The 25,424-nt window shown below is 34.5% G+C and carries 21 protein-coding genes; 14 read left to right on the top strand and 7 right to left on the bottom strand.

Annotated elements, in window-relative coordinates:
* Positions 1-2: 2 nt before the first annotated feature.
* Genes Q0838_RS00105 through Q0838_RS00095 form a run of 3 tightly spaced genes read right to left on the bottom strand, consistent with a single transcriptional unit; the run spans position 3 to position 3,653 of the window.
* Positions 3-1,838 carry a lysophospholipid acyltransferase family protein gene (locus tag Q0838_RS00105; protein WP_298949896.1) on the bottom strand — a complete coding sequence of 612 codons (1,836 nt, stop codon included), beginning with the start codon at positions 1,836-1,838 and terminating at the stop codon, positions 3-5.
* 54 nt (positions 1,839-1,892) lie between these two features.
* Positions 1,893-3,179 carry an aspartate kinase gene (locus tag Q0838_RS00100; RefSeq protein ID WP_298949893.1) on the bottom strand — a complete coding sequence of 429 codons (1,287 nt, stop codon included), beginning with the start codon at positions 3,177-3,179 and terminating at the stop codon, positions 1,893-1,895.
* Positions 3,180-3,653 carry a GNAT family N-acetyltransferase gene (locus Q0838_RS00095; protein ID WP_298949890.1) on the bottom strand — a complete coding sequence of 158 codons (474 nt, stop codon included), beginning with the start codon at positions 3,651-3,653 and terminating at the stop codon, positions 3,180-3,182. It abuts the gene before it with no gap.
* Between the two features lie 114 nt (positions 3,654-3,767).
* Here Q0838_RS00095 and fbp point away from each other — a divergent pair, with 114 nt between their 5' ends.
* The 5 genes from fbp to Q0838_RS00070 are packed head-to-tail and all read left to right on the top strand — an operon-like array spanning position 3,768 to position 7,988.
* Positions 3,768-4,778, top strand: coding sequence for a class 1 fructose-bisphosphatase (gene fbp, locus Q0838_RS00090; RefSeq protein WP_298949887.1), 1,011 nt, complete (start codon positions 3,768-3,770; stop codon positions 4,776-4,778).
* A 33-nt stretch (positions 4,779-4,811) separates the two neighbouring features.
* On the top strand, positions 4,812-5,165 hold the full coding sequence (locus tag Q0838_RS00085) for a fructose 1,6-bisphosphatase (RefSeq protein ID WP_298949885.1): 354 nt from the start codon (positions 4,812-4,814) through the stop codon (positions 5,163-5,165).
* Between the two features lie 6 nt (positions 5,166-5,171).
* Positions 5,172-6,002, top strand: coding sequence for a cell envelope biogenesis protein OmpA (locus Q0838_RS00080; RefSeq protein ID WP_298949882.1), 831 nt, complete (start codon positions 5,172-5,174; stop codon positions 6,000-6,002).
* Positions 6,003-6,006: 4 nt separating this feature from the next.
* The gene (locus tag Q0838_RS00075) at positions 6,007-6,489 is read left to right on the top strand and encodes a Rab family GTPase (RefSeq protein ID WP_298949879.1); all 483 of its coding nucleotides are present in this window, start codon (positions 6,007-6,009) and stop codon (positions 6,487-6,489) included.
* On the top strand, positions 6,486-7,988 hold the full coding sequence (locus Q0838_RS00070) for a hybrid sensor histidine kinase/response regulator (protein ID WP_298949874.1): 1,503 nt from the start codon (positions 6,486-6,488) through the stop codon (positions 7,986-7,988). Before Q0838_RS00075 ends, Q0838_RS00070 begins: the two co-directional genes overlap by 4 nt.
* A 10-nt stretch (positions 7,989-7,998) precedes the next feature.
* Here Q0838_RS00070 and Q0838_RS00065 read toward each other — a convergent pair whose 3' ends face one another.
* Entirely contained in the window at positions 7,999-8,424 is a 426-nt protein-coding gene (locus Q0838_RS00065; protein ID WP_298949870.1) for a TerB family tellurite resistance protein, read from the bottom strand.
* 35 nt (positions 8,425-8,459) lie between these two features.
* The gene (locus Q0838_RS00060; protein ID WP_298949867.1) at positions 8,460-9,416 is read right to left on the bottom strand and encodes an NAD-dependent epimerase/dehydratase family protein; all 957 of its coding nucleotides are present in this window, start codon (positions 9,414-9,416) and stop codon (positions 8,460-8,462) included.
* A gap of 558 nt (positions 9,417-9,974) precedes the next feature.
* Here Q0838_RS00060 and Q0838_RS00055 point away from each other — a divergent pair.
* The 3 genes from Q0838_RS00055 to Q0838_RS00045 are packed head-to-tail and all read left to right on the top strand — an operon-like array spanning position 9,975 to position 13,245.
* Positions 9,975-10,484, top strand: a complete 510-nt coding sequence (locus Q0838_RS00055; protein ID WP_298949865.1) for a hypothetical protein — start codon at positions 9,975-9,977, stop codon at positions 10,482-10,484.
* A 56-nt stretch (positions 10,485-10,540) separates the two neighbouring features.
* The gene (locus Q0838_RS00050) at positions 10,541-11,638 is read left to right on the top strand and encodes a ligase-associated DNA damage response exonuclease (RefSeq protein ID WP_298949862.1); all 1,098 of its coding nucleotides are present in this window, start codon (positions 10,541-10,543) and stop codon (positions 11,636-11,638) included.
* On the top strand, positions 11,635-13,245 hold the full coding sequence (locus Q0838_RS00045; RefSeq protein WP_298949859.1) for an ATP-dependent DNA ligase: 1,611 nt from the start codon (positions 11,635-11,637) through the stop codon (positions 13,243-13,245). Before Q0838_RS00050 ends, Q0838_RS00045 begins: the two co-directional genes overlap by 4 nt.
* A gap of 86 nt (positions 13,246-13,331) precedes the next feature.
* On the opposite strand, the gene Q0838_RS00040 is transcribed toward Q0838_RS00045, so the two are convergent.
* Positions 13,332-14,315, bottom strand: a complete 984-nt coding sequence (locus tag Q0838_RS00040; RefSeq protein ID WP_298949856.1) for a polyprenyl synthetase family protein — start codon at positions 14,313-14,315, stop codon at positions 13,332-13,334.
* A gap of 134 nt (positions 14,316-14,449) precedes the next feature.
* On the opposite strand from Q0838_RS00040, the gene Q0838_RS00035 reads away from it, so the two are divergent.
* The 4 genes from Q0838_RS00035 to Q0838_RS00020 are packed head-to-tail and all read left to right on the top strand — an operon-like array spanning position 14,450 to position 21,160.
* The gene (locus Q0838_RS00035) at positions 14,450-15,067 is read left to right on the top strand and encodes a TetR/AcrR family transcriptional regulator (RefSeq protein WP_298949854.1); all 618 of its coding nucleotides are present in this window, start codon (positions 14,450-14,452) and stop codon (positions 15,065-15,067) included.
* Positions 15,068-16,447 (top strand): TolC family protein, encoded by a 1,380-nt coding sequence (locus Q0838_RS00030; RefSeq protein ID WP_298949852.1) that lies wholly within the window; start codon positions 15,068-15,070, stop codon positions 16,445-16,447.
* A 24-nt stretch (positions 16,448-16,471) separates the two neighbouring features.
* Positions 16,472-17,647: an efflux RND transporter periplasmic adaptor subunit gene (locus Q0838_RS00025; RefSeq protein WP_298949849.1), complete on the top strand. Its 1,176-nt coding sequence runs from the start codon at positions 16,472-16,474 to the stop codon at positions 17,645-17,647.
* A 3-nt stretch (positions 17,648-17,650) separates the two neighbouring features.
* Positions 17,651-21,160 carry an efflux RND transporter permease subunit gene (locus Q0838_RS00020; protein WP_298949846.1) on the top strand — a complete coding sequence of 1,170 codons (3,510 nt, stop codon included), beginning with the start codon at positions 17,651-17,653 and terminating at the stop codon, positions 21,158-21,160.
* A gap of 339 nt (positions 21,161-21,499) precedes the next feature.
* On the opposite strand, the gene Q0838_RS00015 is transcribed toward Q0838_RS00020, so the two are convergent.
* Positions 21,500-23,761 (bottom strand): inorganic phosphate transporter, encoded by a 2,262-nt coding sequence (locus Q0838_RS00015; RefSeq protein ID WP_298949844.1) that lies wholly within the window; start codon positions 23,759-23,761, stop codon positions 21,500-21,502.
* A 251-nt stretch (positions 23,762-24,012) separates the two neighbouring features.
* Here Q0838_RS00015 and Q0838_RS00010 point away from each other — a divergent pair, with 251 nt between their 5' ends.
* Together Q0838_RS00010 and Q0838_RS00005 are read left to right on the top strand one after the other, a co-directional pair.
* On the top strand, positions 24,013-24,990 hold the full coding sequence (locus tag Q0838_RS00010; protein ID WP_298949841.1) for a hypothetical protein: 978 nt from the start codon (positions 24,013-24,015) through the stop codon (positions 24,988-24,990).
* 162 nt (positions 24,991-25,152) lie between these two features.
* On the top strand, positions 25,153-25,424 hold a 272-nt coding region (locus Q0838_RS00005), incomplete at its 3' end, for a transposase (protein ID WP_298949838.1).

Below are 25,424 nucleotides of genomic sequence, written 5' to 3'. Positions count from 1 at the left end.
GTTTAAGATTCATCTTCTATTTTATCCTCATCCTGTTTAGAAAAATACTTAGTCTCCATCTCTGCCTGAAATTCTTCTAAGACTGGTTTTACAGTGCTCTCTGGTAAATCTGCTATACGTATATACATCAATCCATCTACTGCATTATTAAATAAGGGATCTACGTTAAATGCTACGACTTTTGCATTTTGTTTTACATACTTCTTTATTAATACTGGTAATCTTAACTCGTTAGGCTCTAGCTCGTCTATGATTTTGTCAAATTTATTAAGATCGGCCGCGCTCTCGTCAAATATAAAATCCTTATCGGCATCTTGCAACTTTACTTTGAACTCCTTTTTTGGTGTAATGTACTGTGCCACATAAGGGTCATAGTAATTACTTTTCATAAACTCTATCATCAATGATTTAGAAAAATTAGAAAACTTATTACTAATACTTACACCACCTATTAAATATTTATGTTCTGGAAATCTAAGAGTACAGTGTACGATTCCTTTCCATAAAAGGAATAAAGGCATAGGTTTTAACTGGTATTCTTTTATAATAAATGCACGTCCCATTTCTATGGACTCGCTCATCATTTTATACAACTCTGGTTCAAATTTAAATAACTCATTAAGATAAAAACCTTCTAGTCCATAAGCTTTACTTATCTCACTACCCATACCCATGCGGTATGCACCTGCTATACGGTTTGCATCGCGATCCCATAAAAACATTTGATGATAGTACTCATCATATAGATCTAGATCTGTAGCATTATTAGTCCCTTCTCCTATGGCTCTAAATGTAATTTCTCTCAGCCTACCTAATTCCTTAAGAATGTTAGGTATATCCTTTTTTCTAGCTAAGAAAACTTCGTAATTCTTAGATTCCAGTAGTCTTTTCTCGCCATTTTTACGCAATTTTTCCACCTCTTTGATCATCGCATTTTGATCTATCGTATCAATGATTTTTTTAGGCGTTTTAGGCAGTTTAATAGTCTTAGGAATATCGGTTAACTTCTTTGTTTGCTTATCATATGCCTTAGAGAGCATATACGTTTTCTTGCGTAAAAAGTCTGTAAAATTTTCTAGAGTAATGTGTTCTTTTTGTGCTTTAACAGAAATAGGGTTTCCTATTCTCACTTTAATCACGCGTCGTTTTTGTGATAAAACTTCTGACGGTAATTTTGCGGTTCTAAAAATGGAAGATAATTTTGCGAGTCTGTAAAATAACCGACTGTTTTTTGCATGAAAATAGATAGGAATAACAGGCACTCCAGCTCTTTGAACTAATTTCATAGCGCTTTCTTCCCACTTTTTATCTACCATAAGTTTACCGTCTTTATAAGTAGAAACCTCACCTGCAGGAAAAATTCCCAGCGGTAAATCATTTTTTAAATGCCTTATGGCCTGCATAAAACCAGCTGTACTAGACTTTGCATCCTTATGATCTTCAAATGGGTTTACTGGCATTATATAAGGCTTTAATGGCTCTATACGGTGCAATAAAAAATTTGCTATTATTTTATAATCTGGCCTACGTTCTAAAAGAAGTTTTAAAAGTAGAATACCATCTACTCCACCTAGTGGGTGATTAGAAATAGTTATAAACCCACCAGTTTTAGGAATACGTCTTAAATCTTCTTCGGGAATTTCAAATTCAATTTGTAAATCTTCTATAAGTGCATTTAAAAACACCGTAGAACTTTTATCCTTGTGTCTATTGTACAACTTATTAAGAGTAGATATGCGCAATAACTTCATAAGTGACCAGCCACCTAGAGTTCCTAGAAAGCCGTACTTATCTATTTGGATAGCTTTGGCTACCTCTTTTGCATTAACAATTCCCATAAAAGTTGGTTAGTAAAGTAATAAGTCTACAAATATAAGATAAATGTAAACCGACTATTCCTTAACGATCAACTGAAGTGTTTCTTGCGCACGCTGTTTGAGTAAAACTTCTTTATCTGACTCTATTATTTCTACAGAATCTCCGTCGTAGTGTCTTACAGTATAAAGCGATACACCTTCTACATAACTAACTTTATAACGCGATTCTAGGTCACTAACTAGGTCATTAATTTTATGATATTTATCTTCTAGGCAAATAGAAAAACTAATTGCACTATTTTGCAACAGCCCTACCTGCATTTTATGAACGCTTAATTCTTGAAAAATATCAGATATGTTATTCTCTCCTATAAAACTGAAGTTTCTAGAAGAAATCTTAAGAAAAATCATTTCTTTTTTCACAATGTAACAAGGTATTAAAGGCTCTATAGTCTCAACAGACGTAATTACTGTACCTTCATTTGTAGGGTTTATAAAAGATTTTACATAAAGTGGTATTTTCTTACTTTGTAATGGTTGTAATGTTTTAGGGTGTATCACAGACGCACCGTAGAAGGCTAATTCTACCGCCTCGTTATAAGGTACTTTATTAAGTAAAACGGTGTTTTTAAAAACTCTAGGATCTGCATTGAGAACACCAGGGACATCTTTCCATATAGTCACGTTTTTTGCATTAAGACAGTAGGCAAGAATAGCAGCTGTATAATCACTACCTTCTCTACCCAGCGTGGTAGTAAAACCATTATCATCTGACCCTATAAAACCTTGAGTTATAAATAACTGCCCCTTACAGGATTGAGATATTAACTTTTCACTTTCTTTCCAGTCCACACCAGCATCACGGTATTTATGGTCTGTTTTTATCAATTGCCTGGCGTCTTTCCATACCATAGGAATACCGCAAGCATTCATAAAAGCAGCAACTATTCTTGTAGAAAGCAACTCTCCATGACACACGACTTGATCGTATAGAAAACTATAATTTTTACTCTTGTTGCGCAGCATTTCACCTTTAAGAGATTCTATAATCGATTTGATGTCTTTTTTAATTCCGCTTTCGCGAAAGCGTGACAACCATAAATCTTGCATACATGATACTGGCAACTGTAGATCTTCTATAATTTTTAAATGTCGGTTATGTAAATCGTCAATAAGAGAAAGATATCTAGTATCATTATTTTGATAAGTCGCAATAATAGTCTCTAGAGCATTAGTAGTTTTTCCCATTGCAGACACCACTATACCTAAATCCTCTATACCTGTAGTTTGTAATACATTTAAAACGTTGCGCACTAATGAGGCATCTTTAACAGACGCACCACCAAATTTAAATATCCTCATCTATTTATTAATATAAGCTTTTAATGATTTTTTATCCATTTGAGCTAGGTACCATTCTTTATCTATAGTAGCTCCAGACTTTTCATAAAATTCTATAGCGTTAGTATTCCAGTCTAAGACTACCCATTCCACACGTCCTGCATGTTGATCATAAGCATAGCGCATTACCTTATCATACAGCGCTTTACCTAGACCTTTACCTCTCATTTTTTCTGTAACAATTAAATCTTCTAGATGAATGGTTTTACCCTTCCAGGTTGAGAAACGTGGATAACACAAACTTATCCCTTCTATCTGGCCTTTATGTAAACCTACAAAACATTTAAATAAACTAGATTCACCTAGCCCATTCTCTTCTAGATCTTTTATAGTAATATCTACCGCATCGGGCTCTTTTTCAAAAACAGCAAGCTCTGTAATAAGCTCAAGGACTCTAGGGAAATCTTCTTTTACTGCCTCTCTTACTTCAATCATAAGGTAATTTTTATGTAAATATAAATGACGAATTTTAAAGAAATCTAAAAACTATCTTATACAACGTTGTAGTGACAGGGTTTTTATTAAGATATTTGCACAACTTATCAAATTATGGCTACAAAGAATCAATCCTTAGGAGAATTTATAATTGAAAACCAAAACGACTTTCAATACAGTAGTGGAGAACTTTCTAGACTAATAAACTCTATAAGGCTTGCTGCAAAAATGGTAAACCATGAGGTCAACAAAGCTGGTCTGGTAGATATAACCGGTAGCGCTGGAGAAATCAATACTCAAGGTGAAGACCAGCAAAAACTAGACGTATTTGCAAACGACACATTTATAAGAACCCTAACTAATAGACAAATAGTTTGCGGTATCGCTAGTGAAGAAAATGATGATTTTATCACCATTGAAGGACAGCGCAATGATCACGGTAATAAATACGTAGTTGCGATGGACCCTCTGGACGGTAGTTCTAACATAGATGTAAACGTATCTGTAGGTACTATTTTTTCCATTTACAGAAGAATCACTCCAGTAGGAACACCAGTACAATTAGAAGATTTTTTACAACCTGGTAATATGCAGGTTGCGGCAGGATATATAATCTATGGTACTTCTACCATGTTAGTTTACACTACTGGTAACGGCGTTAATGGTTTTACACTTAACCCATCACTAGGTACTTACTACCTATCACACCCTAACATAACTATTCCAGAAAATGGAAATATCTATAGTGTGAATGAAGGTAACTACAGTCATTTCCCTCAAGGAGTTAAAGATTACATCAAATACTGCCAGACCGAAGAAGGTGACAGACCATATACCAGTAGATATATAGGTAGTCTAGTAAGTGATATACACCGCAATATGATTAAGGGCGGTATCTATATGTACCCTAGAAGCTCCAAAGCAAAAGAAGGAAAACTAAGATTGCTTTATGAATGTAATCCCATGGCTTTTATAACAGAGCAAGCTGGCGGTAGTGCAAGCGATGGACATGAAAGAATTCTAGATCTTAAACCTACCGAATTACACCAGAGAGTCCCATTCTTTTGCGGTAGTAAAAATATGGTTTCCAAAGCAGAGGAATTTATGACTAAATATCCTCGATAATTTTACTTAAATTAGCGTATTAATTTTAACCATATGCCCCATAATAAATCACAAGCAGAAGAACCAGCCATAGCCATAGATAGCAGTTCTAAACTTGAAGCGATAAAGAATCTCATTTTTGGAGAAAACATACAACAGTATGACTATGAATTTGATCTTTTAAAGAAAGATCTTTTAAATAAACGTCAAGAACTGAACGAGATGATAGAAACCACTCGTGAAGAATTGAATAAAAGCATAGATAGTTTATCTACAGACTTAAATATTCGCATTACAGATTTAGAGACTAAACTGGAAGATAGACTGGAGAGCATAGAAGATGATAAAACCAGTCGCTCTACATTAGGTGATGCATTAATTGAGCTAGGTAAAAAGATAAAAGCTTAAAGGTGAATGATAAATCAGGATGATAAGCTAGACTTATTACGTACTCTTTTACTTACTGATGATAGACAGCTTACTGAAAGTATCTCTAATAAAATTTCTATTCTAGAAGAAACCATTAGAGAGAGAGAGAAACTTTCTGAAAAAGTAACACCCATCATAAAAGAAGAGCTAGAAAAATACACCCTGAATATTCCTAAAACAATAGGCCCTTTACTAGCAAATAGTCTTAAGATTCAAATAGAAGAATCAAAGGATGAAGTGGTAGAAGCATTATACCCTATACTGGGTAAAATGATAAAAAAATACATCTCTAATGAGATAAAGATGCTATCAGAAAGCATTGATAAATCTACCAAAGAAGCTTTTTCTAGTAAAGGAATAAAGAGAAAATTTATGGCGCTATTTAGTGGCGTCAAAGAAAATGACATGATTATAAGTGCTCTGGCCAAAGTACACGTGGAACAAATATTTGTTATAGAAAAAGGGTCTGGCATACTCTTAGGTAGCTACCAGACTAAAGAAACTGTAGATGAAGACATGATAAGCGGCATGCTTACCGCCATCAAAGCATTTGTTGAAGATGCCTTTAAAGAAACCCATCACGATCTTCAGTCTATTGAATACGATCTCTATGAAATACACCTACACAGTTTTCATAAATTCTACATTGCATCTGCAGTAAGTGGGACATTTACAGAAAGATTAGAAAACGAATTAGAAAATTTTAATTTTGAAATTAGTGAAGATATAAGTAAAAAAAGTATCTTACACGATAGAGATGCTCTAGAGGCTTTATTACTAGATCGATTTAAAACATACAAATTCACAGAGGAATAAATAAATGACATCAAAAAAAATAGTTATAGTAGGGAGTTTTGGCGTAGGTAAAACATCTCTTATACGTCGTTTTGTAGACGAGACTTTTTCTGAAGATTACAAAGTTACTATAGGTGTGCATATACTTAAGAAAACTGTAGATATACAAAAAAAACTAGTAAACCTTATTATCTGGGATACAGAAGGTACTGACGACATAGAAGAAATAAGAAAAGCATATCTCTTAGGTACTCACGGCTTTATCTACGTTACAGATATTACTAGACCTAAAACATATGAGAATCTAGAGGCTCATAAAACATACCTGAATGAACAATTCGGTAATGTGCCTATAATCGCTGTAGGAAACAAAACAGATTTACTTGCCAAAGGTAGCATTGCTAAAACCAAAGAGGACATGAACTTCTTAGACTTACTCATAAGCGCAAAAGAAGGAAACAACGTGCAAAGACTGTTTGAAAGAATGGCAAAAATGCTGATCGCATGATAACAGATAAAAGCAATAACGACTCTACCGTAAAAAAACAATTTATAGAAATTGATGATCAAGGTCTAATTAAAAAGTCCGACCAGAATTCAATAAATTTTACTGAAGGAACAAAAATCATAGATGTTCATCCTTTTTTTGAATCTGTTATCACTTATTTTAATCACAAATCTGATCACATAAAATTAGATTGTATTAACATGTTCGATCATTCTTATGATATTGAGGTAATCACTAATAAGGATAATACCGGTGTTATTATTTTAAAAGATCGCACAGATTTTTATGATCGTATTCAAAAGATCGCACAAAAACGTAATGAGTCCCTTATATTTAATGAAGTTCTTGAATTAAAAAATAAAATGCTTCATGAAAAAGAAGTGTTTAAAAATAAGTTTATTCAAAACTTTGCACACGAGGTTAGAAGTCCACTTACTTTAATAAGTGCTTTTTCTTCTCTATTACTTAAAGGAGAACTGAATCTAGATCAGACTAAATTAGTAGAGGCTGTTAATGAACAAAGCGATAAGCTGAAAAAATTAATGGACGATATTATAGAACTATCTCAACTTAAAAAAGGAAAGCCGCAGATAGAAAACACTCCTTTCTCCTTTCTAGAATTAATAGAAAGCATTCAACTTAATTTTAGTTCAAAAATTAGTATCTCCAGTAATATTTTTGAGGTAAGCGTTTCAAAAGACGTACCTGAGTACTTAATAGGTGATAAAAGAAGAATAGAACAAATTATAAGTAATCTTATTGAAAATGCTTTGTTATACAATTGCGGTAATAAGATTAAATTAGAAATTTTAGAAAACAATAGAAGAGCTGGTAAATCTAGTTTAAGATTTGTTGTGCATCATCAAGGACTCGTCCCAGAAGATTTAGAGAACAGACACTTATTTAAAGATATAGAAAAAATAGAGCCAGAAGGACTATCTTTTTCTATAGTAAGAGAGCTGGTAGACTTAATGGGCGGTAGTATTTCTATTAAAAAAATAGGAGACAACAGCACACAGCAAATTATAAATATAAGAGTCGCTTTTCCTCTACACGATGTAGAAATACCGGTCAAAGAAAAACTACCAGCACAACAGTATAACTTTACAGATAAAGTAAAAGTTCTTATCGCAGACCAGAATAGCACAACACAATACACCGCATTAAAAGTTCTTGTGAGTACAGGTAACTTTGATACGGTAGTGTATAAAGATCCTAGAGAACTTTTAGAAGCAGTAGAAAAGCATGAATACGATCTTATTCTAATATCCTCTAGTATCTCTCAAATGGATGCTGTAGAATTAATAGGTATTATTAAAGAATTTGCAAATGATAAGAATAAAAGTATTCCTATAATCGCACTAACCGTACGCACAAGCAAAGAAGACATTGCAGCCTACCGCAAGGCTGGATTTAAGGACGTAGTAAAAAAGCCTTATAAAGATGATGAATTGTTAAATACCATCTATAAAAGGCTTAATGTTAAAAAATTCCTTTAAAAAAAGGAAGTTATCTATCTTTATTTAAAAGGTATCTATAATCTTCAAGATTAAGATGCCCATTAAATATTTGAATAGAACGCTCTACTAGATAATCTGCATCCTCCTCATTATAACCTAAAGCAGTAGCGTATTTTCTCAACAGGTGATACTCAGCCTCATCCATATGGTGGTCAGCAAAAACTACTTTAAAAAGATCATGCAACCACTGGATACGCTCCTCTGATGTGTTAGGAGGTGTTACAGGATAAGCTTTAGGATTTTCTAATATCTTATCATAGCTAGCGTCAGAGATATCAAGAATCGACTTAAACCGATTCAAAACTACTTTTTCTTCCTCACGCATTCCAGAAACTTGGGCTAGGTTTACCAAAGTTGCAAAATGACTTTTATTTCTGGCACTTTGACCAGATTCAAATAAACTTGAAAACGACATAATCTTTATTTAATTAATGCAAATATAAGGATAGCTCATATAGAACTTTCTAATTTTTTAAGGTGAGACAGCATTTCTACAACCATATTATCCAGGTCATACTCATGCTTCCAGTTCCAGTCATCTCTTGCTGCGCTATCATCTATAGAACCAGGCCAGCTATCTGCAATTTCTTGTCTGAAATCTGGATGATATTCTATAGTAAATTCAGGAAGATGCTTCTTTATCTCCTCTGCAATAGAAGCAGGAGTAAAACTCATACCTGATAAATTATAAGAAGAGCGCTCCTTAATATCCTTTAAGGGAGCACGCATAATTTCTATAGTAGCTCTTACCGCATCTTCCATGTACATCATAGGTAATTGAGTATCATGATTAAGAAAACAATCATAAGAACCGTCTTTAACAGCTTTATGAAAAATATCTACTGCATAATCTGTAGTACCACCACCAGGTACTGTTTTCCAGGAAACAAGACCAGGGTATCTAATAGACCTTACATCCACACCATACTTGTTAAAATAGTATTCACACCATCTTTCTCCAGTTTGCTTACTTATACCATAAACCGTAGTAGGCTCCATAATAGTATGTTGACCTGTATTTTGCTTAGGAGTACTAGGTCCGAAAACAGCAATACTAGAAGGCCAGAAAACCTTATCCACTTTACCTTCCTTTGCAATATCCAGTACGTGCATTAAAGAATCCATATTAAGACTCCATGCCTTTTTAGGAAATTTCTCTCCCGTAGCACTTAACATGGCAGCCATTAAATACACCTCATTAATTTCATAATAAAGGCATATATCTTCTATCTGGCTTTTATTCATAGCATCTAGCGTCTCAAAAGGTCCAGAAGACATTAACCCATCAGTTCCTTCACGTATATCACTAGCAATCACCTGCTCACCTCCATAAATCTCCCTCAATCGCATGGTAAGCTCTGTACCTATTTGCCCGCAGGCACCTATTACTAATACTTTAGTCGGCATTTGAATATTTTTTCACAAAGATAAGAAGACATTAAATAGGCTATTCTTAGAATTTATCTAATTATGATAAATATCTCGCTTTCGCGAAAGCGGAATACACATAAACCAATAGTTTAAATAAATTTAAGACATAAAATCAACATACCTTTAAATAAATTATGAATACCACTATTTAATTAACAGTTTATCACTTGTGAAGCCGATTCTAGAGATGGTAAGCGATTATAATTTTGTATCAATAAATTAAAAAAGTATCAGAAAAAACAATACTTGCTGTAATATTTACAGTGCAGCCTTAACTACACACAAAGAGAGTAACAAAGAAAAAACGGCAGCCATTCATAAGGATCTTATAAATACCGTAGAAACCTAAAGAAAACAGAATTAATGATGCAGGAAACGCAATGCACAAAACCGTTTCTTACACAAAAGAGCAAGCTACTCAAATGGTAAAGGATCTTGAGAATACTATACAGGTTAAGGATAATTTATTATTTAAACCAGAAGTTGCGTTTATGGGTTGAATCTAGCATATTTGCAATTCATCGTTATCTATATATGCGTTTATCAATTTTATTTTTCTGGTTAATAATTGCCTGTAAACCTGAACCTGCAGATGTACCTACAAGTGAAGATCAAATTGATTATTCTACTATGAATTTAAGTGTTACAAAAATGGCGCTGGTAGGCAAGGCACAAAAAGAAGCTCTTAAATGGGTGGACTACCAGAATTTAATTACTGGATTAGAAAATTATGATCATTCCATAACGACGACTAATGAGCTTATAGAGCATCTAGACAAAATGATAGCGCTTAAGGATGGTGCATTTTATGACCAGACTATACTATCTCGCATACTGGTTTTAAAAACGAGATTAAGTATTTATAAATCTTACTTAGGTTACCGCATTAAAACTACTGAAGATTTACAAAGAAAATACAATGATATAATTACGGCACTAGACCAGCTTACCGATCAAATGAACTGGTTTAAAAATGAATTTGAATCTAACAACAAAGAAACTCTAGAAGACTTAAAAGCAATTCTAGATCCTGATCAAGTTTAATTATAAACTTCTCTTAATCCATCGATATTAAGGCTTATGTCATGTAACTTTATAACATGAGTAAAGCATTATTACAATTTACCAATAAAGGTATCTATTGCAAGCCTGCAGGTATTTATCTAGACCCATGGCAGCCTGTAGAAAAGGCGCTAATTACACACGGTCATGCAGACCATTCTAGATGGGGTCATAAAAAATACATTACTCAATATAAGAACGTCCCTATAATAAGCCACCGACTGGGTGACATAAATGTATCTGGTGTAGCTTATAATGAAAGTTTTTCTATTAATAATGTGAAATTTTCTTTTCATCCCGCCGGCCATATTCCAGGATCTTCTCAAATAAGGGTAGAGCATAAAGGAGAAGTCTGGGTATTTACTGGAGATTATAAAACAGAGGACGACGGCATTTCTACAGTCTATGAACCTATAGTATGTAATACTTTTATTACAGAGTGCACATTTGGTTTACCTGCTTTTAAATGGAGACCACAACAACAGGTTATGGAAGATATAAATGTATGGTGCGCACAAAATCATGTAGAAAAGAAAACCTCCATTCTATTTGCCTACTCACTAGGTAAAGCACAACGTATTATAAAACATCTAGATACCTCACAAATGAAAATTTACTGTCACGGTGCCGTATTTAAAATGACCGAGGTATTAAGAGAGCAAATCAGCTTTCCTCCTACGCACTTAATAACTAGAGAAACTACCAAAGAAGAAATTGCCGGCAATATAGTTATCGCTCCACCTAGTGCCCATGGTAGTGCATGGATGAAAAAAATGGTGCCTTATGTTACTGCTAGCGCTAGTGGATGGATGACTTTTAGAGGGGCACGTCGTAGAAGAGCCATTGATAAAGGTTTTGTACTCTCTGATCACTGTGATTGGGATGGCTTACTCAATAGTATAGAAGCAACAAATTGTGAAAACGTAATAACCACTCATGGATATCAAGATATTTTTGCGCGGTTTTTAAGAGAAGAAAAAGGATTAAATGCAATAAGTGAGCGTACACAATATGAAGGAGAAAATGCCGAATTAAATACAAGTGAAGAGAACAACACAAAGGACACGACACAAAACTTAGCTAAGAAAGAAATAACAGATTCTCCCCTATCTTCTAATTCAAGTACAGAATCATGAAGCAGTTTGCAGAACTTATAAGAACCATAGATGGTACTAATAAAACTAATCTTAAAGTCGCAGCGCTTACCGAGTATTTTAAGATCGCCAGCGACGAGGATAAATTATGGACCATCGCCATTCTATCGCATAGAAGACCCAAACGCCCTGTAAACACAACTTTAATGAGAGAGTGGGCGACACAAATAAGCGGTATCCCCATGTGGCTCTTTGAAGAAAGCTATCACATAGTAGGTGATCTAGCAGAAACCATCGCTCTAATTCTCCCTACTGCAAATGAGTCTAGTGATAAAAGTCTATCTCAAATAATAGCAGAGATCATAGACTTAAAATCTAAGGACGAAGAAGAGAAAAGAGAATATCTACAGAATAACTGGTTGCAACTTAACTATTACGAGCGTTTTGTGTTCAATAAAATTCTCACTGGCGGTTTTAGAATAGGGGTTTCTCAAAAGTTAATGACCAGAGCGCTAGCTAATGCCACTGGAATAGATAAAGATATTCTTGCTCATAAACTTATGGGTAGCTGGACAGGAGAAAACACGACTTTTCATAAACTTATTTTTGAAGAGAATGAAGTTGCTATGCGTGGTAAACCGTATCCTTTTTATCTTGCATATGCTATAGAAGGTGAAGTAAGCGATCTAGGTGACGTAAATAAATGGAGTGCAGAGCATAAATGGGATGGTATAAGATCGCAAACTATCATACGTGCAAATGAGCTATTTGTATGGTCGCGTGGTGAAGAATTAGTAACCGATAAATACCCAGAGTTTCAGAAATTTATTGATGTAATTCCTAATGGTACGGTGATCGATGGAGAGATACTACCATTTAAAGATGGCGTTATTATGAATTTTAACGATTTACAGACCAGGATAGGTCGCAAAACCGTCGGTAAAAAACTATTGAATGATGTCCCTGTGGTTATTGTAGCTTATGATTTATTAGAATGGCAAGGAAAAGATTTAAGAGAAATGCCTTTTATAGAGAGAAGATCCCTGCTCGATAAGTTCGTTCTAGACCTCAACAAAAAAGAAGAAAAATTATTACAAAAAGATAAGACACCTTTACTTCTATCAGAAACTATGAATTTTGACTCTTGGGAAGATATGGCTATAGAGCGAGATCTCGCAAGAGAGAAAAGATCTGAAGGGTTGATGATTAAAAGAAAAGATAGTCCTTATCTAGTAGGACGTAAAAAAGGCGACTGGTGGAAATGGAAAACAGATCCTTTTTCTATAGATGCTGTTCTCACCTATGCCATGCGCGGCCATGGTAGAAGGGCAAATTTATTTACAGACTACACATTTGGATTATGGCAAGATGGAGAGCTGGTAACATTTGCAAAGGCCTACTCTGGACTAACTGATACTGAATTTAGAAAAATAGATGCGTGGATTAAAAAAAACACCTTAGAGCGATTCGGCCCAGTGCGATCAGTAACACCGCATCATGTTTTTGAAATCGCTTTTGAAGGTATTGCTCCTAGTAAAAGACACAAATCTGGTGTCGCAACGCGTTTTCCTAGAATAGTGAGATGGAGACATGATAAACCTATGAAAGAAGCAAATACATTAGATGATTTAAAAGCTTTGATACCATAAAATGAATGAGTAGACATTAAAAAAAGGTGGAGTAAAACCCACCCTTTTATTTTTAAAACCGACCATATGATGTAGATTTTTTTCTTCTAACTCACACGGCCCATCAAATCCTTAGAGAATTTCTTGAGTTCGTTTTTACTCTCATCACTTATAGAAAGTGTTTCTATAATGCAAAGCGCCTCATTAGTATAAAATTTAATAGCGTCTAGGGTTGCTGCAGCGCCACCACTTGTTTCAAAAAACACCTTTACAGTTTCTTTCTTTTCTTCTATTTGATCTTCATTTAATTTTTCTTGATCGATAGCAAACCATTCTTTTAATTCTCCAACACAATCTTCATTTTCTATACTACGCAGGTACAGATAGGTTTTTTTATTTTCTCTTATATCGCCACCTACTTCTTTACCAAATGTTGCCGGATCACCAAATGCATCTAGATAATCATCCATTAATTGAAAAGCCAGGCCTAAATGAATACCGTAATTATAAATAAGCTGTTGCTCTTCTTCTTTAACTCCAGCTATAATAGCACCCATTTGCAAAGCACAACCCACTAGAACAGATGTTTTTAACTTAATCATATGCAAGTATTCTGGAACAGTAACATCGTCACGAGTTTCAAAATCTACATCATACTGCTGTCCTTCACACACCTCTAGTGCTGTTTTAGAAAACACTTTATGTAGCTGGAAAAACTGCTCCTTATCATAGCCTTCAAATAATCGATAAGCCATTATCAACATAGCATCACCAGAAAGAATACCTGTATTAAGATTCCATTTTTTATGTACCGTTTCCTGTCCTCGTCTCAGGTCTGCAGCGTCCATAATGTCATCATGTAATAATGTAAAGTTATGAAACACCTCTACCGCTAGCGCAGCGTCTAGACTGTCATTAACTGGTGCTCCATACATTTTTGCACTCATCATAGTTAGTAAAGGTCTTATTCTTTTACCTCCTAGAGTTAGTATATAATGAACTGGATTATAAAGACCTGCGGGCTCATTTTCTGTTATTCTGTTTTTAAGGTGATCTAAAAACGTAATTCGTAAGTGTTCTAATTCATTCATGCGGTAAAAATAATCTATGAACAGTTCTATTTTATAAGAAATATGAACTGTCTTGTTAAAAAATTGCAAAACTTAGGAAACTCCTAGAGTGTCGTTAGTTTCCAGAACGTACCTTTGCACCCTTTATTAAATAAATGAGCGAGACAAAAATAAACATAATAGAAACCTCACTAGACCTATTCCTGACCTTAGGCTTTAAAAGTGTGACTATGGATGAGATCGCCTCTAGATTAGGGATGAGTAAAAAGACTCTATATGCGCACTTTAAAACAAAAGCACAACTGGTAGAAGAGTCATCTCTACACTTGTGCAATCACATATGCAGTGGTGTAGATGATATAATAGAAGGCGAGACAGAAAATGCGATTGAAGAGCTGTATACCATTAAACGTTATGTAATGGAACATTTAAAGGGTGATGAAAGCTCCCCTATCTATCAACTACATAAATACTATCCAGAGGTACATAAAAAAATTACTGAGGTGCAATTTGATCACATGGAAAATTGCATTAAAAAGAACGTTACCAGAGGTATAAAAAAAGGATTATATCGTGATAACATAGATGTAGATTTCATTGCCCGCATTTACTATGTAGGTATTCAAGGAATAAAAAATTTAAACATTTTCCCTACTAGTAAACACCCTACCGCAGCATTACATGACCAGTACTTAGAATACCACCTCAGAGGAATTGTAACTCCTTTGGGACGTAAAATTTTAAATAAAATAACTAATACAAACCACGATTAAATGAATTATAGATCGATATACATTTGGGCTTTTTGTGTTCTCGCTTTCGCGAAAGCGTACTCACAAGAAGTTACCACAATAGATTCTAACCGGTTTACTCTAGAACAAGCTATTGCACATGGACTGGAAAACAACTACCAAGCTATCAATGCAAAAAGAAATATTGCCAAAGCATTAAAGCAAAAATGGGAAACTACTGCAACTGGATTACCGCAAGTTAATGCAGGTGTGGATTACAGCTATAATATTAAGACGCCAGTGTTAGTGCTACCAGCACAATTCATAGACCCTAGTGCAACACCAGGAAGTTTTACGGCGTTTCCTGCAGCACCCAGACAAAGTGCAAAACTTAATGCCACATTAACTCAATTAATTTTTGACGGTTCTTATATCGTTGCATTAGAAGCATCAAAAACATTTTTGGACTTTTCAAAAAACGCAAATAATAAAACAAAACTTGAGGTAAGAAAGGGAATAATTAATGCTTACGGCGGTGTGCTTCTTACTCAAGAAAACATAAACATTATAGAACGTAATTTAGAGACTCTGACTAAAAATTTAAATGAAATTACAAAAATATTTGAGAACGGTCTGGCCGAAGAAGAAGATGTTGAGCAATTAAAAATAACTAAGTCTCAACTAGAAAACCAACTGAAAAGTGCAAGACGTCAGGAAGACATTGCTATGGACATGCTCAAACTAGCTTTAGGTATTGATTTACAAAAATCTGTTTATCTAGAAGAAGATCTTGCTTCTCTAGCTTTAAAAAATATGGACCCTGCGATTAATAAAAACACGTTAGAGTTAGAAAAAAACACTGATTTTCAAATCGCAATAAATTTTACCGAACAGCGTAGACTTGAATACAAGCTAGAACGCGCAAAGGCATTACCTACTTTAGGTGGTTTTGTGAATTATGGAATTCAATCTTTTGGAGAAGACTTTGTGTTTTTTGATGGAGATAACCCATGGTTCGGTCAGTCTGTTGCTGGCTTAAGTTTATCTGTCCCTATTTTTAGTTCGCTAGGAAGACAGGCAAAAACAGCTCGTGCAAAAATAGCATGGGAACAGGCCATTACAGATCTAGATCGTACCACAGAAGAGATAAGATTAAATTATCAGACCTCTCTTAACAATTATCAAATTGCTATAGATAATTATAGCACTAGTAGAGATAATTTAAGACTCGCAGAGCGTATTGAGAATAAGAACTTAATCAAATTTAGAGAAGGTCTTGCCACTAGCTTTGACTTAAGACAGGCGCAAACTCAACTTTATAGTACACAAACTACTTATCTACAAAGTATGTATGATGTAATCAAAGAAAAAGCAAATCTTGAGACTATTCTCAATACACCAGAATTTACTACACAAAAATAAAACCACCACACAGAATTATATATCATGAAAAAATTAAGCATACTATTTATAGGCCTTTTTATTCTCACCTCATGTGGTGATAAAGAACCCACCATAGACGAGTTGATCGCTGCTGGAGACACAAAGGTTATCTCTCAAAAGAAAACAGAGTTACTTAATGAAAAAAAAGAACTAGAGTCTGAGATTAAAGCCATTGAAAAATATCTAGATAAAAAAATAGTTAAGAAAGATGGTGCTCTAGTAAGTATAGCAACTATTAAAGATACTTTGTACAATCACTACATAGAATTACAAGGTAATGTAGATACTAAACAAAACATCACTTTAATGCCAGAGATGGGTGGTATATTAACTAACGTTTATGTAAAAGAAGGAGAGCGTGTTTCTAAGGGACAGCGCCTAGCTAGAATAGATGATGGTGGTATTGCTCAAAATATTGAGCAAATGAAAGTACAAGCACAACTGGCTAAAACTACCTATGAACGTCAGGAAAGACTATGGAATCAAAAGATAGGCTCTGAAATTCAATATTTACAAGCAAAGGCTGGATATGAATCTCAACAAAATGCGATTAGATCCATGCAACAAAAACTAGCTAAAACGATAATAACAGCTCCATTCTCAGGGATAATTGACGACGTGATCACAGAGCAAGGTAACACAGTATCTCCAGGAATGACACCGCTCATTAGAATTGTGAACCTTAAAGACATGTATATCGATGTAGAAGTGCCAGAAAACTACATCTCTTCTATTCAAAAAGGAACTGAGGTAATGGTAGAATTCCCTATGTTAGGTAAGAAGGTTAATAGCAAAGTACGCCAGACCAGCTCTTTTATAAATCCTTCTAACCGATCTTTTAAAATTGAAATCCCTGTAGATAATAAAGAGGGTAATATCAAACCTAATCTAACTGCTAGATTAAAGATTAATGACTACACAAATAATGACGCTATTCTAATACCTCTTGCAGTTATAAGTGAAAATCAAAATGGAGATCAATACATCATGATAGCCGCAGACTTAAAAGATGGTGATACATACAATACGGCTGTTGCAAAAAGAAGACTTATTACCACAGGTAAACCTAGCGCAAATATGATAGAGATTACGAGCGGTCTGGAAAAAGGAGATAAAATTATAATTGAAGGTGCACGTAGTGTAAAAGAAGACCAACAAATAAGAATAAAAAAAGCCTAAGTCATGGGAAAGAAAAGTGAAAAAGAGTTTGGATTCTCCTCATGGGCGATCAATAACCCTACGGTAATATGGATTCTTATAGGTCTTGTACTGGTTCTAGGAGTTCAGGGGTATTTTTCTATGCCTCGAGAGGATTTTCCAGAGGTTAAAGAAACTAAAATTTATATCTCTAGTGTTTACCCTGGTAACACTGCCGAAGATATAGAAAGATTAATAACAGATCCACTAGAAGACAGATTAAAGAATATATCTGGTGTTGCAGAGGTTCTTTCTACATCTCAAGAAGACTATTCTATCATAACTGTAGAATTTGAAGAAGGATCTCTATTAGGCAGTAGTATTACTGTAGAGGCGGCAAAACAGAAGGTTAAAGATGAGCTAGATGTAGAAACGTCAAATGAAGACTGGCCTACCTTTAATGGTGCTAAGATTGAACCTAATGTATTTGACCTCAAAATGAGTGAAGAGGTACCTATCATGAATATTAACCTGCGTGGTGATTATACGGTTAGAGAACTTAAAGTATTTGCTGAATATTTAGAAGACGAGATAGAAAGTCTACAAGAAATTAAGGAAGCAAGTATAAGGGGTGCACAAGAGTTAGAGGTAGAAGTTGCAGTAGACATTTATAAAATGACTGCTGCAAAGGTAAGTTTTGATAACGTTATTAATGCAGTACGTGGTGGGAACGCTACTATGAGTGCTGGTAACATTAAAACAGAAAATCAAAGACGTACTATTAGAATCTTAGGTGAAATTACACAACCAGATCAATTAAAACGTTTTGTTGTTAAAAATGAAAACGGACCTATATATCTCAAAGATATTGCTGAGGTAAGCTTTAAAGAAGAAGATAAAACTACCTACGCTAGAGAATCTGGAGATGCTGTCGTCATGATAGATATCAAGAAGTCATCTGGTAAGAACATGATTACCGCTTCAGAAAGTATTAGAGAGATAGTAAAAGCGTCTCAAGAAAACGGGAGAATTCCTGAAAATATAGAAATTACGATCACTAATGATGGTGCAAACCGTACTCTTAATAAAGTGGATGATCTAGTAAACAACATCATTTTTGGTGTTATTCTAGTGGTAACGGTTTTGATGTTTTTCTTAGGCTTTAGAAACGCTCTTTTTGTTGGGTTTGCTATTCCTATGTCTATGTTAATGAGTTTTATTATCCTAAATTTATTAGGTTATACATTAAACACGATGATTCTTTTTGCCATGATTATGGGACTGGGAATGCTGGTTGATAACGGTATAGTTGTAGTAGAAAACGTCTATCGTTTAATGGACGAAGAAGGTATGTCGCGCATTAAAGCGGCAAAAATAGGAATCGGTGAGATAGCCGTACCCATTATTATATCTACTCTTACCACGGTAGCCGCCTTTGTACCTATAGGTTTATGGCCTGGTGTAATGGGAGAATTTATGAAGTACTTCCCTATCACGCTTTCTGTAGTACTAGGTAGTTCTCTAGTGGTTGCTATTCTCTTTAACTCTATGTTAGTTTCAAAATATATGAGTATAGACGAGAAAGTAATACCGGTAAAAAAACTGTTACTTATCACAGCTGTAATGGGTGGAATAGGTTTGCTTATTTTACTTTTTGGTGGTGCTTTGAGAGGCCTAGGATCTGTAATGGTAGTAACCGTTATTCTACTATGGCTATATAAATATTTTATTAAAAAATCGACACTATTCTTTCAACGTAGCATATTAAAATGGCTAGATAATATCTATGAACGTTTTTTAAGATTTGCCTTAAGAGGTAAGAAACCATATTTCTTTACTGCTGGAATGGTAGTTATGTTTTTTGGCGTGCTGTTCATGTATTTCGGCTGGTCTGTAGGTACTGGCCGTACTAAGGTAGAGTTCTTCCCAGAAAATAAACCTAACCAGATTATGGTTTACATAGAATATCCTCAAGGTACATCTATTGCCAAAACTAATAGAACAACCCAAGATATTGAGAACATCGTTTATGATGTGATTAATGAAGAGATGTATATAGAAGATGGTGAGAACTTCTTAGTAGAAAGTGCCGTCTCGCAAGTAGGTGAAGGTGCTGGAAACCCTCAAACTGATGGTGGTAGTAGTGCAGAGATGCCTAACAAGGGTAAAATAACTGCATCCATGCGAGAATACAAATACCGCAATGGTGCAGATAGTGAGATTTTACGTAAAAAGATTCAAGAAGCTATACAAGGTAAATTCCCTGGTATTGCGATAAGTGTAGAAAAAGATGCAGCAGGGCCACCAGCCGGATATCCTATAAACGTAGAACTACAAGGTGATGATTATGAAGAACTAATTGTCACCGCAGAGCGTATGGTGAAATTCTTAAATGAAAAAAACATAGCTCCCGTAGACGAGCTTAAGATAGACGTAAATAAGAGCAAGCCTGCGGTACAAGTAAAAGTAGATCGTGAAAAAGCAGGAGAATTAGGTATAAGCGCCAGTCAGGTAGGTATGCAGTTACGTAGATCTATTTTTGGAGAGAAAGCAGGTGTTTATAAAAAGGACGGTGAGGATTATGATATCTACGTGCGTTTTAATGAAGAGAATCGATATGACCGCAGTTCCCTATTTAATCAGCGCATAACCTATAGAGATATGACCACTGCTCAGGTTCTAGAAATACCAGTAAACGCTGTTACAACGCAAGAAAATGTATCTGGATTTAGTGCCATTAAACATAAAAATAACAAGCGAGTTGTTACCATTTATAGTGCTTTAAAACCTGGATTCAGTGACGCAGGAGCAGCAGTTGCACAAATCCAAAACGAGATGTTAGATTTTGAGGGTTTATCTGACACTATTAAAATAGATTACACAGGACAGTTAGAAGAACAAAATAAGCAGCAAGCGTTCTTAATGACTGCACTTATGGTAGGTCTAGCATTGATCTTCTTTATTTTAATATTCCAGTTCGGTGGTATTTCAAAACCTACTATTATCATGATTTCTATATTCCTTAGTTTCATAGGTGTATTCTTAGGTCTCATGGTTACAGGATGGCCATTTGTTATTATGATGACCATGATGGGGATTATATCTCTAGCAGGTATTGTTGTAAATAACAGTGTGGTGCTTATCGATTATGTAGATATCTTAAAACTACGTAAAAGAGAAGAGCTAGGTATAGAAGATGATAAGTACCTTATAAGCAAAGAAGACTCTTATAATGCGATAGTACAAGCAGGTAAAGCACGTTTACGTCCTGTATTACTTACAGCCATTACTACCGTACTAGGTCTTATACCACTAGCAATAGGTTTTAACATAGATTTCTTCAGCCTTTTTAGTGAGGCAGACGCAAAAATTTACATGGGTGGAGATAATGTCATCTTTTGGGGACCACTTGCATGGACCGTAATCTTCGGATTATTATTTGCTACGTTCTTAACCTTAATTATAGTCCCAGTTTTATTGTACCTAGTACATAGATTAAAATTGAGAATTTTAAGATATAAGAATCCTGAACTTGTTGAAATCAATAAGTCTTAATCTGCTAGCACATTAGACTAAAATAAATCAATAACTGTAAGAGTTATTAAATTATAAAGGAAAAGGTGTTTACCGCAAGGTAAGCACCTTTTTTAATGCGTAAAGAAAACCTTTAAACATCTTATAGTTAAATACTTACATATACTACCACTAGATAACAACGTAGTAAGCTCAATGTAATAATAAGCCTTTATTTAAAGGATAGTCGGTAGGGTTATTCCGCTTTCGCGAAAGCGAGAATACAACAACACTATTAAAAAGGCTCAAAAGAGTCTCATTATTAAACATAAAAAAACCGACTCTAATAAGTCGGTTTTTATACTCAGTAAATAGGACTTACTAATTATCTGATATAGATTTAGAAGCATCATATTCTAGATAATACTGCTCTGCTATTTGAATAGTTTCATTCATCAGGTCTCGAGTTTCTAACAATAGACTGAAATAAAGTGTGGTGTTCTTTGGAGACTCCTCATCATCCTTAGTACGTTTTACCTGCTTGTTTATTTTCTCATCCACTAGAGTAATCAGCTCTCTTTGTTCTAAGATAATATCTCCTAGATTGCTGAAGTCCTTTGTAGCAAACGTATCTTCTGTTTCATTAAATATTTCATGAATACGCAAGATGATTTCCTTTAAGTCTTTAATCTGATTAAATTTAAGACTCTTATGATTGTTACTTATGTGAGTGTTACTCGCTTTAGAAATATAATCTAGTGATTGAGATACGTCTTGAAGGTTACCTAAAACATCTATATAGAATTTACTGGCTCCTAGGTTGTTCTCATCAAGGTTCTTGATAAAGAAGAAAATATTATTACGTAGGTCATCTATCTCGGCACTTAACTTTTTACTTTCCTTTTTAGAAGCTTTTAATATAGTAAGATCTTGTGCGATAAGTCCATCTAGTGTATTTTTATAGATACGCTTAGAACGTTTAAAGACTGTGGCTACATTAACAGAGCTCTCGTCTATGATACCTTGTATGGTTTTGCTTTCTGCTTTTTGAAGTTGGTCTGTCACCTTCTGTTCTTGTTGTGATTTTTTATGTCCTATAAAACTGCGTAAAATCAACAATACTGCAACGGTAACTAGAGCTACCACCGCATACATACCGCCTAAATAAATAAGGTAGGCAAAACCTGCAGCGGCTATAAATGCACTGAATGCTGTAAAAAACCATCCACCTATTACATTAAGTACACCAGCGATTCTATACACCGCACTTTCTGTACCCCACGCTCTATCTGCTAGAGATGTTCCCATGGCTACCATAAAAGTTACATAAGTAGTAGAAAGTGGTAATTTATAAGATGTCGCAATCGAGATTAATACACTAGCAACCATTAAATTTACAGATGCTCGCACGTAGTCAAATGCTGGTTTATCTGCATGTTTAGGTACCACCGCAGGCACAGGTAGTTTTTCAAATCTAGAAGAAATAAAATGTGACGCAGTATCTGGTAATAAACGTTGCACTCCACCTGCAGCGACTATAGAATATCGCACTAAAATTCTAGCTAAAAAGTTAGATTTAAAGCGTTCTGTACCAGAATCTTGTCTCGCTAGATCTACAGATGTTTTTACAACCGCTTGCGCTTTTGAAGAAAACCATAGTGTTGCCACCATTATTAAACCTGCTGCTACTAGTAATAATTTATTAGAAGGTAGCTTACCACTTAAAAAGCTCATTTTAATTTCACTAGCTTTAAGACCAGTTCCCTCAGCAAATTCCCATGCTTGATATGCACCGATAGGCACACCTATAAAGTTTACTAGATCATTACCTGCAAATGCCATGGCTAGACCAAATGTTCCCAGAATAATAATCAGCTTATAAACGTCCCATTTAATTAAGAATACATAAATAAAACTAAATGCCGTCCAGAATAAAAAGGTAACTCCTACAAATGTATAGACATCTGTACCACCTATAAACTCAGTCACCACTCCTAGATCTGCTCCTTTAAGTCCTTTAAAAATGATAAAGTAAAACAGGCTAGTAAGAGACACACCGCCAAAAAGTGCTGCAAGAAAAGGAGGTCTTCCTTCATAATCAAAGGTAAGTAGCAATCTAGAAAAGAACTGTACCAGTCCACCTATAATAAAGGCTACGACTACAGATAGTAATATACCAAGAATAATTTCTATAGCCGTATCTGACGCGATGTATTTACCTAAATCTAGAAGTGATTCTGCATCATTTGCATTGATCTTAATTACAGACATACATACTGCAGCACCTAGTAGTTCAAATACAATAGATACCGTGGTAGAAGTAGGTAAACCTATACTATTAAAGAAATCGAGCAGTAGAATATCAGTAATCATGACCGCCATAAAGATGATCATGACCTCATCAAAAAAGAATTCTCCAGGGACAAAGATACCTTTACGAGCAACCTCCATCATACCACTAGAAGACATCGCCCCAAAGGCTATACCTATACTAGCGATAATCATAATGGTTTTAAAGTTAATCGCTTTAGAACCTATGGCACTATTTAAAAAGTTAACAGCATCGTTACTTACTCCTACTACCAGGTCGGTAATAGCCAGTCCAGCAAGGATGATAAGCATGTATATATAAATATCTGACATTGTGTTATTTTATTCAACTTGCAAAAATCGGCTATACCGATAGATTAAATGTTATGCTACTGTTATGATTATGGTTACCGCTTTCGCGAAAGCGGAATAATTAAAATCCGATACAACAAAAAAAGACCGCTCGATGGAGCAGTCTTTTTAGAAGTACATAAATTAACATATCGGCAACAATAACTTCATTCTAAAAATTATCAAATAAGAGAAAACAATATTAAGTTTATAACCAACTTATACATAATATTATGAAACGAATTACCAAGAATTTATTATTTTACTTTATGTTTATCTTTATTTTCAGTTGTAGCGATGATTCAGCTGAAATAATTGAACAAAATGAAAAAACGAATAGGGATGTTAAAACGATTTTGAACGATGCAAAAACCTTTGACGACCTTCTTTTGGGAGGTGTAACTTTCGAAGAACTGCAAAATAATCCTGATTTTAAATTAGCCAACTTATTCAAAAATCAATTAAAAGAATTGAATAATACATCAACCGATAACAATTTAAAAAATCAAAGTATCGATGGTATCAATATAACCAAAAGTTCTTATCCTTCGGCTGTTTTGCTCAAATATGAAGGTAACTTTCTAAACCCTTTTATGAACCAAAACATTGAATTAAACAGTAATTTTGACATAGGTTGGGACGATCTATTATGCACGTTTTGTTCTAACTATACTCCATCAATTGTAAATGTCTATGCCTATGAACAAGAAACTAATTCTTACATCCCTATTGAACTAAATTATGATATTGTTACTCGACAATTGCCTAGTACGCCAAACGTTTATTATGGAAATATTGATTGGGAATTTTCTATTGCCAATGGAATATCGTTAGGAAACACATATAATATCATTTATTTTGATGCCTTAAATGGAAAATTAGGGCAAACAGAAATTAGAAATATAAATATAACAACTCCTTCAGCATATTTGGATTGCGATAGTTTCAATTTATCATATGAACTTGACGGAGATTATAGAATAAGACTTACAATCGATAATAACGGAACTTGTACAGCTAACTCTTTATATAGTTTGAATTGGGGTGATGGAAATCCTCCATCTACGTCCTCTACTTTACAAAATTGGAATATTTCAACTCCAGTCAAACAATATCCTTATATAAATCAAGTGTATAATATTCAAGTTACCAAAACCGTTGACGGCATTTCATTTACTAAAAATATACAAGCGCGAGCTAAAAGAGACTAATAGAGTCATCGTGAATTTAAATAAGCTGTTTAATTAATTTTAGGCAGCTTTTCTTTTTCGAATAGTTGACCTTTTATTTATCACCTTTAAGCTTTAATAAAGAAAATTCTTATTGAGTTAGTCATTTAATTGCCGTATATTAACGCCTTTAAAACATTGAATATGCAGCAAATAGAAGGTCAAGATATATTAAACTTTATAAAAGAACTACCCAATGATGATGCCTGTAAAGCTTATTTAGCAAAAATAAAATGGCAGGATGGCTTTACTTGCAGTAAATGTGGGCACACAAAAGGCTGTGAAAAATCAGGTTATAATTATCACTGCTACGCATGTCATCATGTGGAAAGTGCAACGGCAAACACATTGTTTCATAAGGTCAAATTTGGTTTACAAAAAGCTTTTTGTGTTGCTTTTGAAATGAGTACCAGTAG

The organism is uncultured Nonlabens sp. (assembly GCF_947495285.1).
Lineage (GTDB): Bacteria > Bacteroidota > Bacteroidia > Flavobacteriales > Flavobacteriaceae > Nonlabens.
This window is presented reverse-complemented; position numbering and strand designations above follow the sequence as displayed.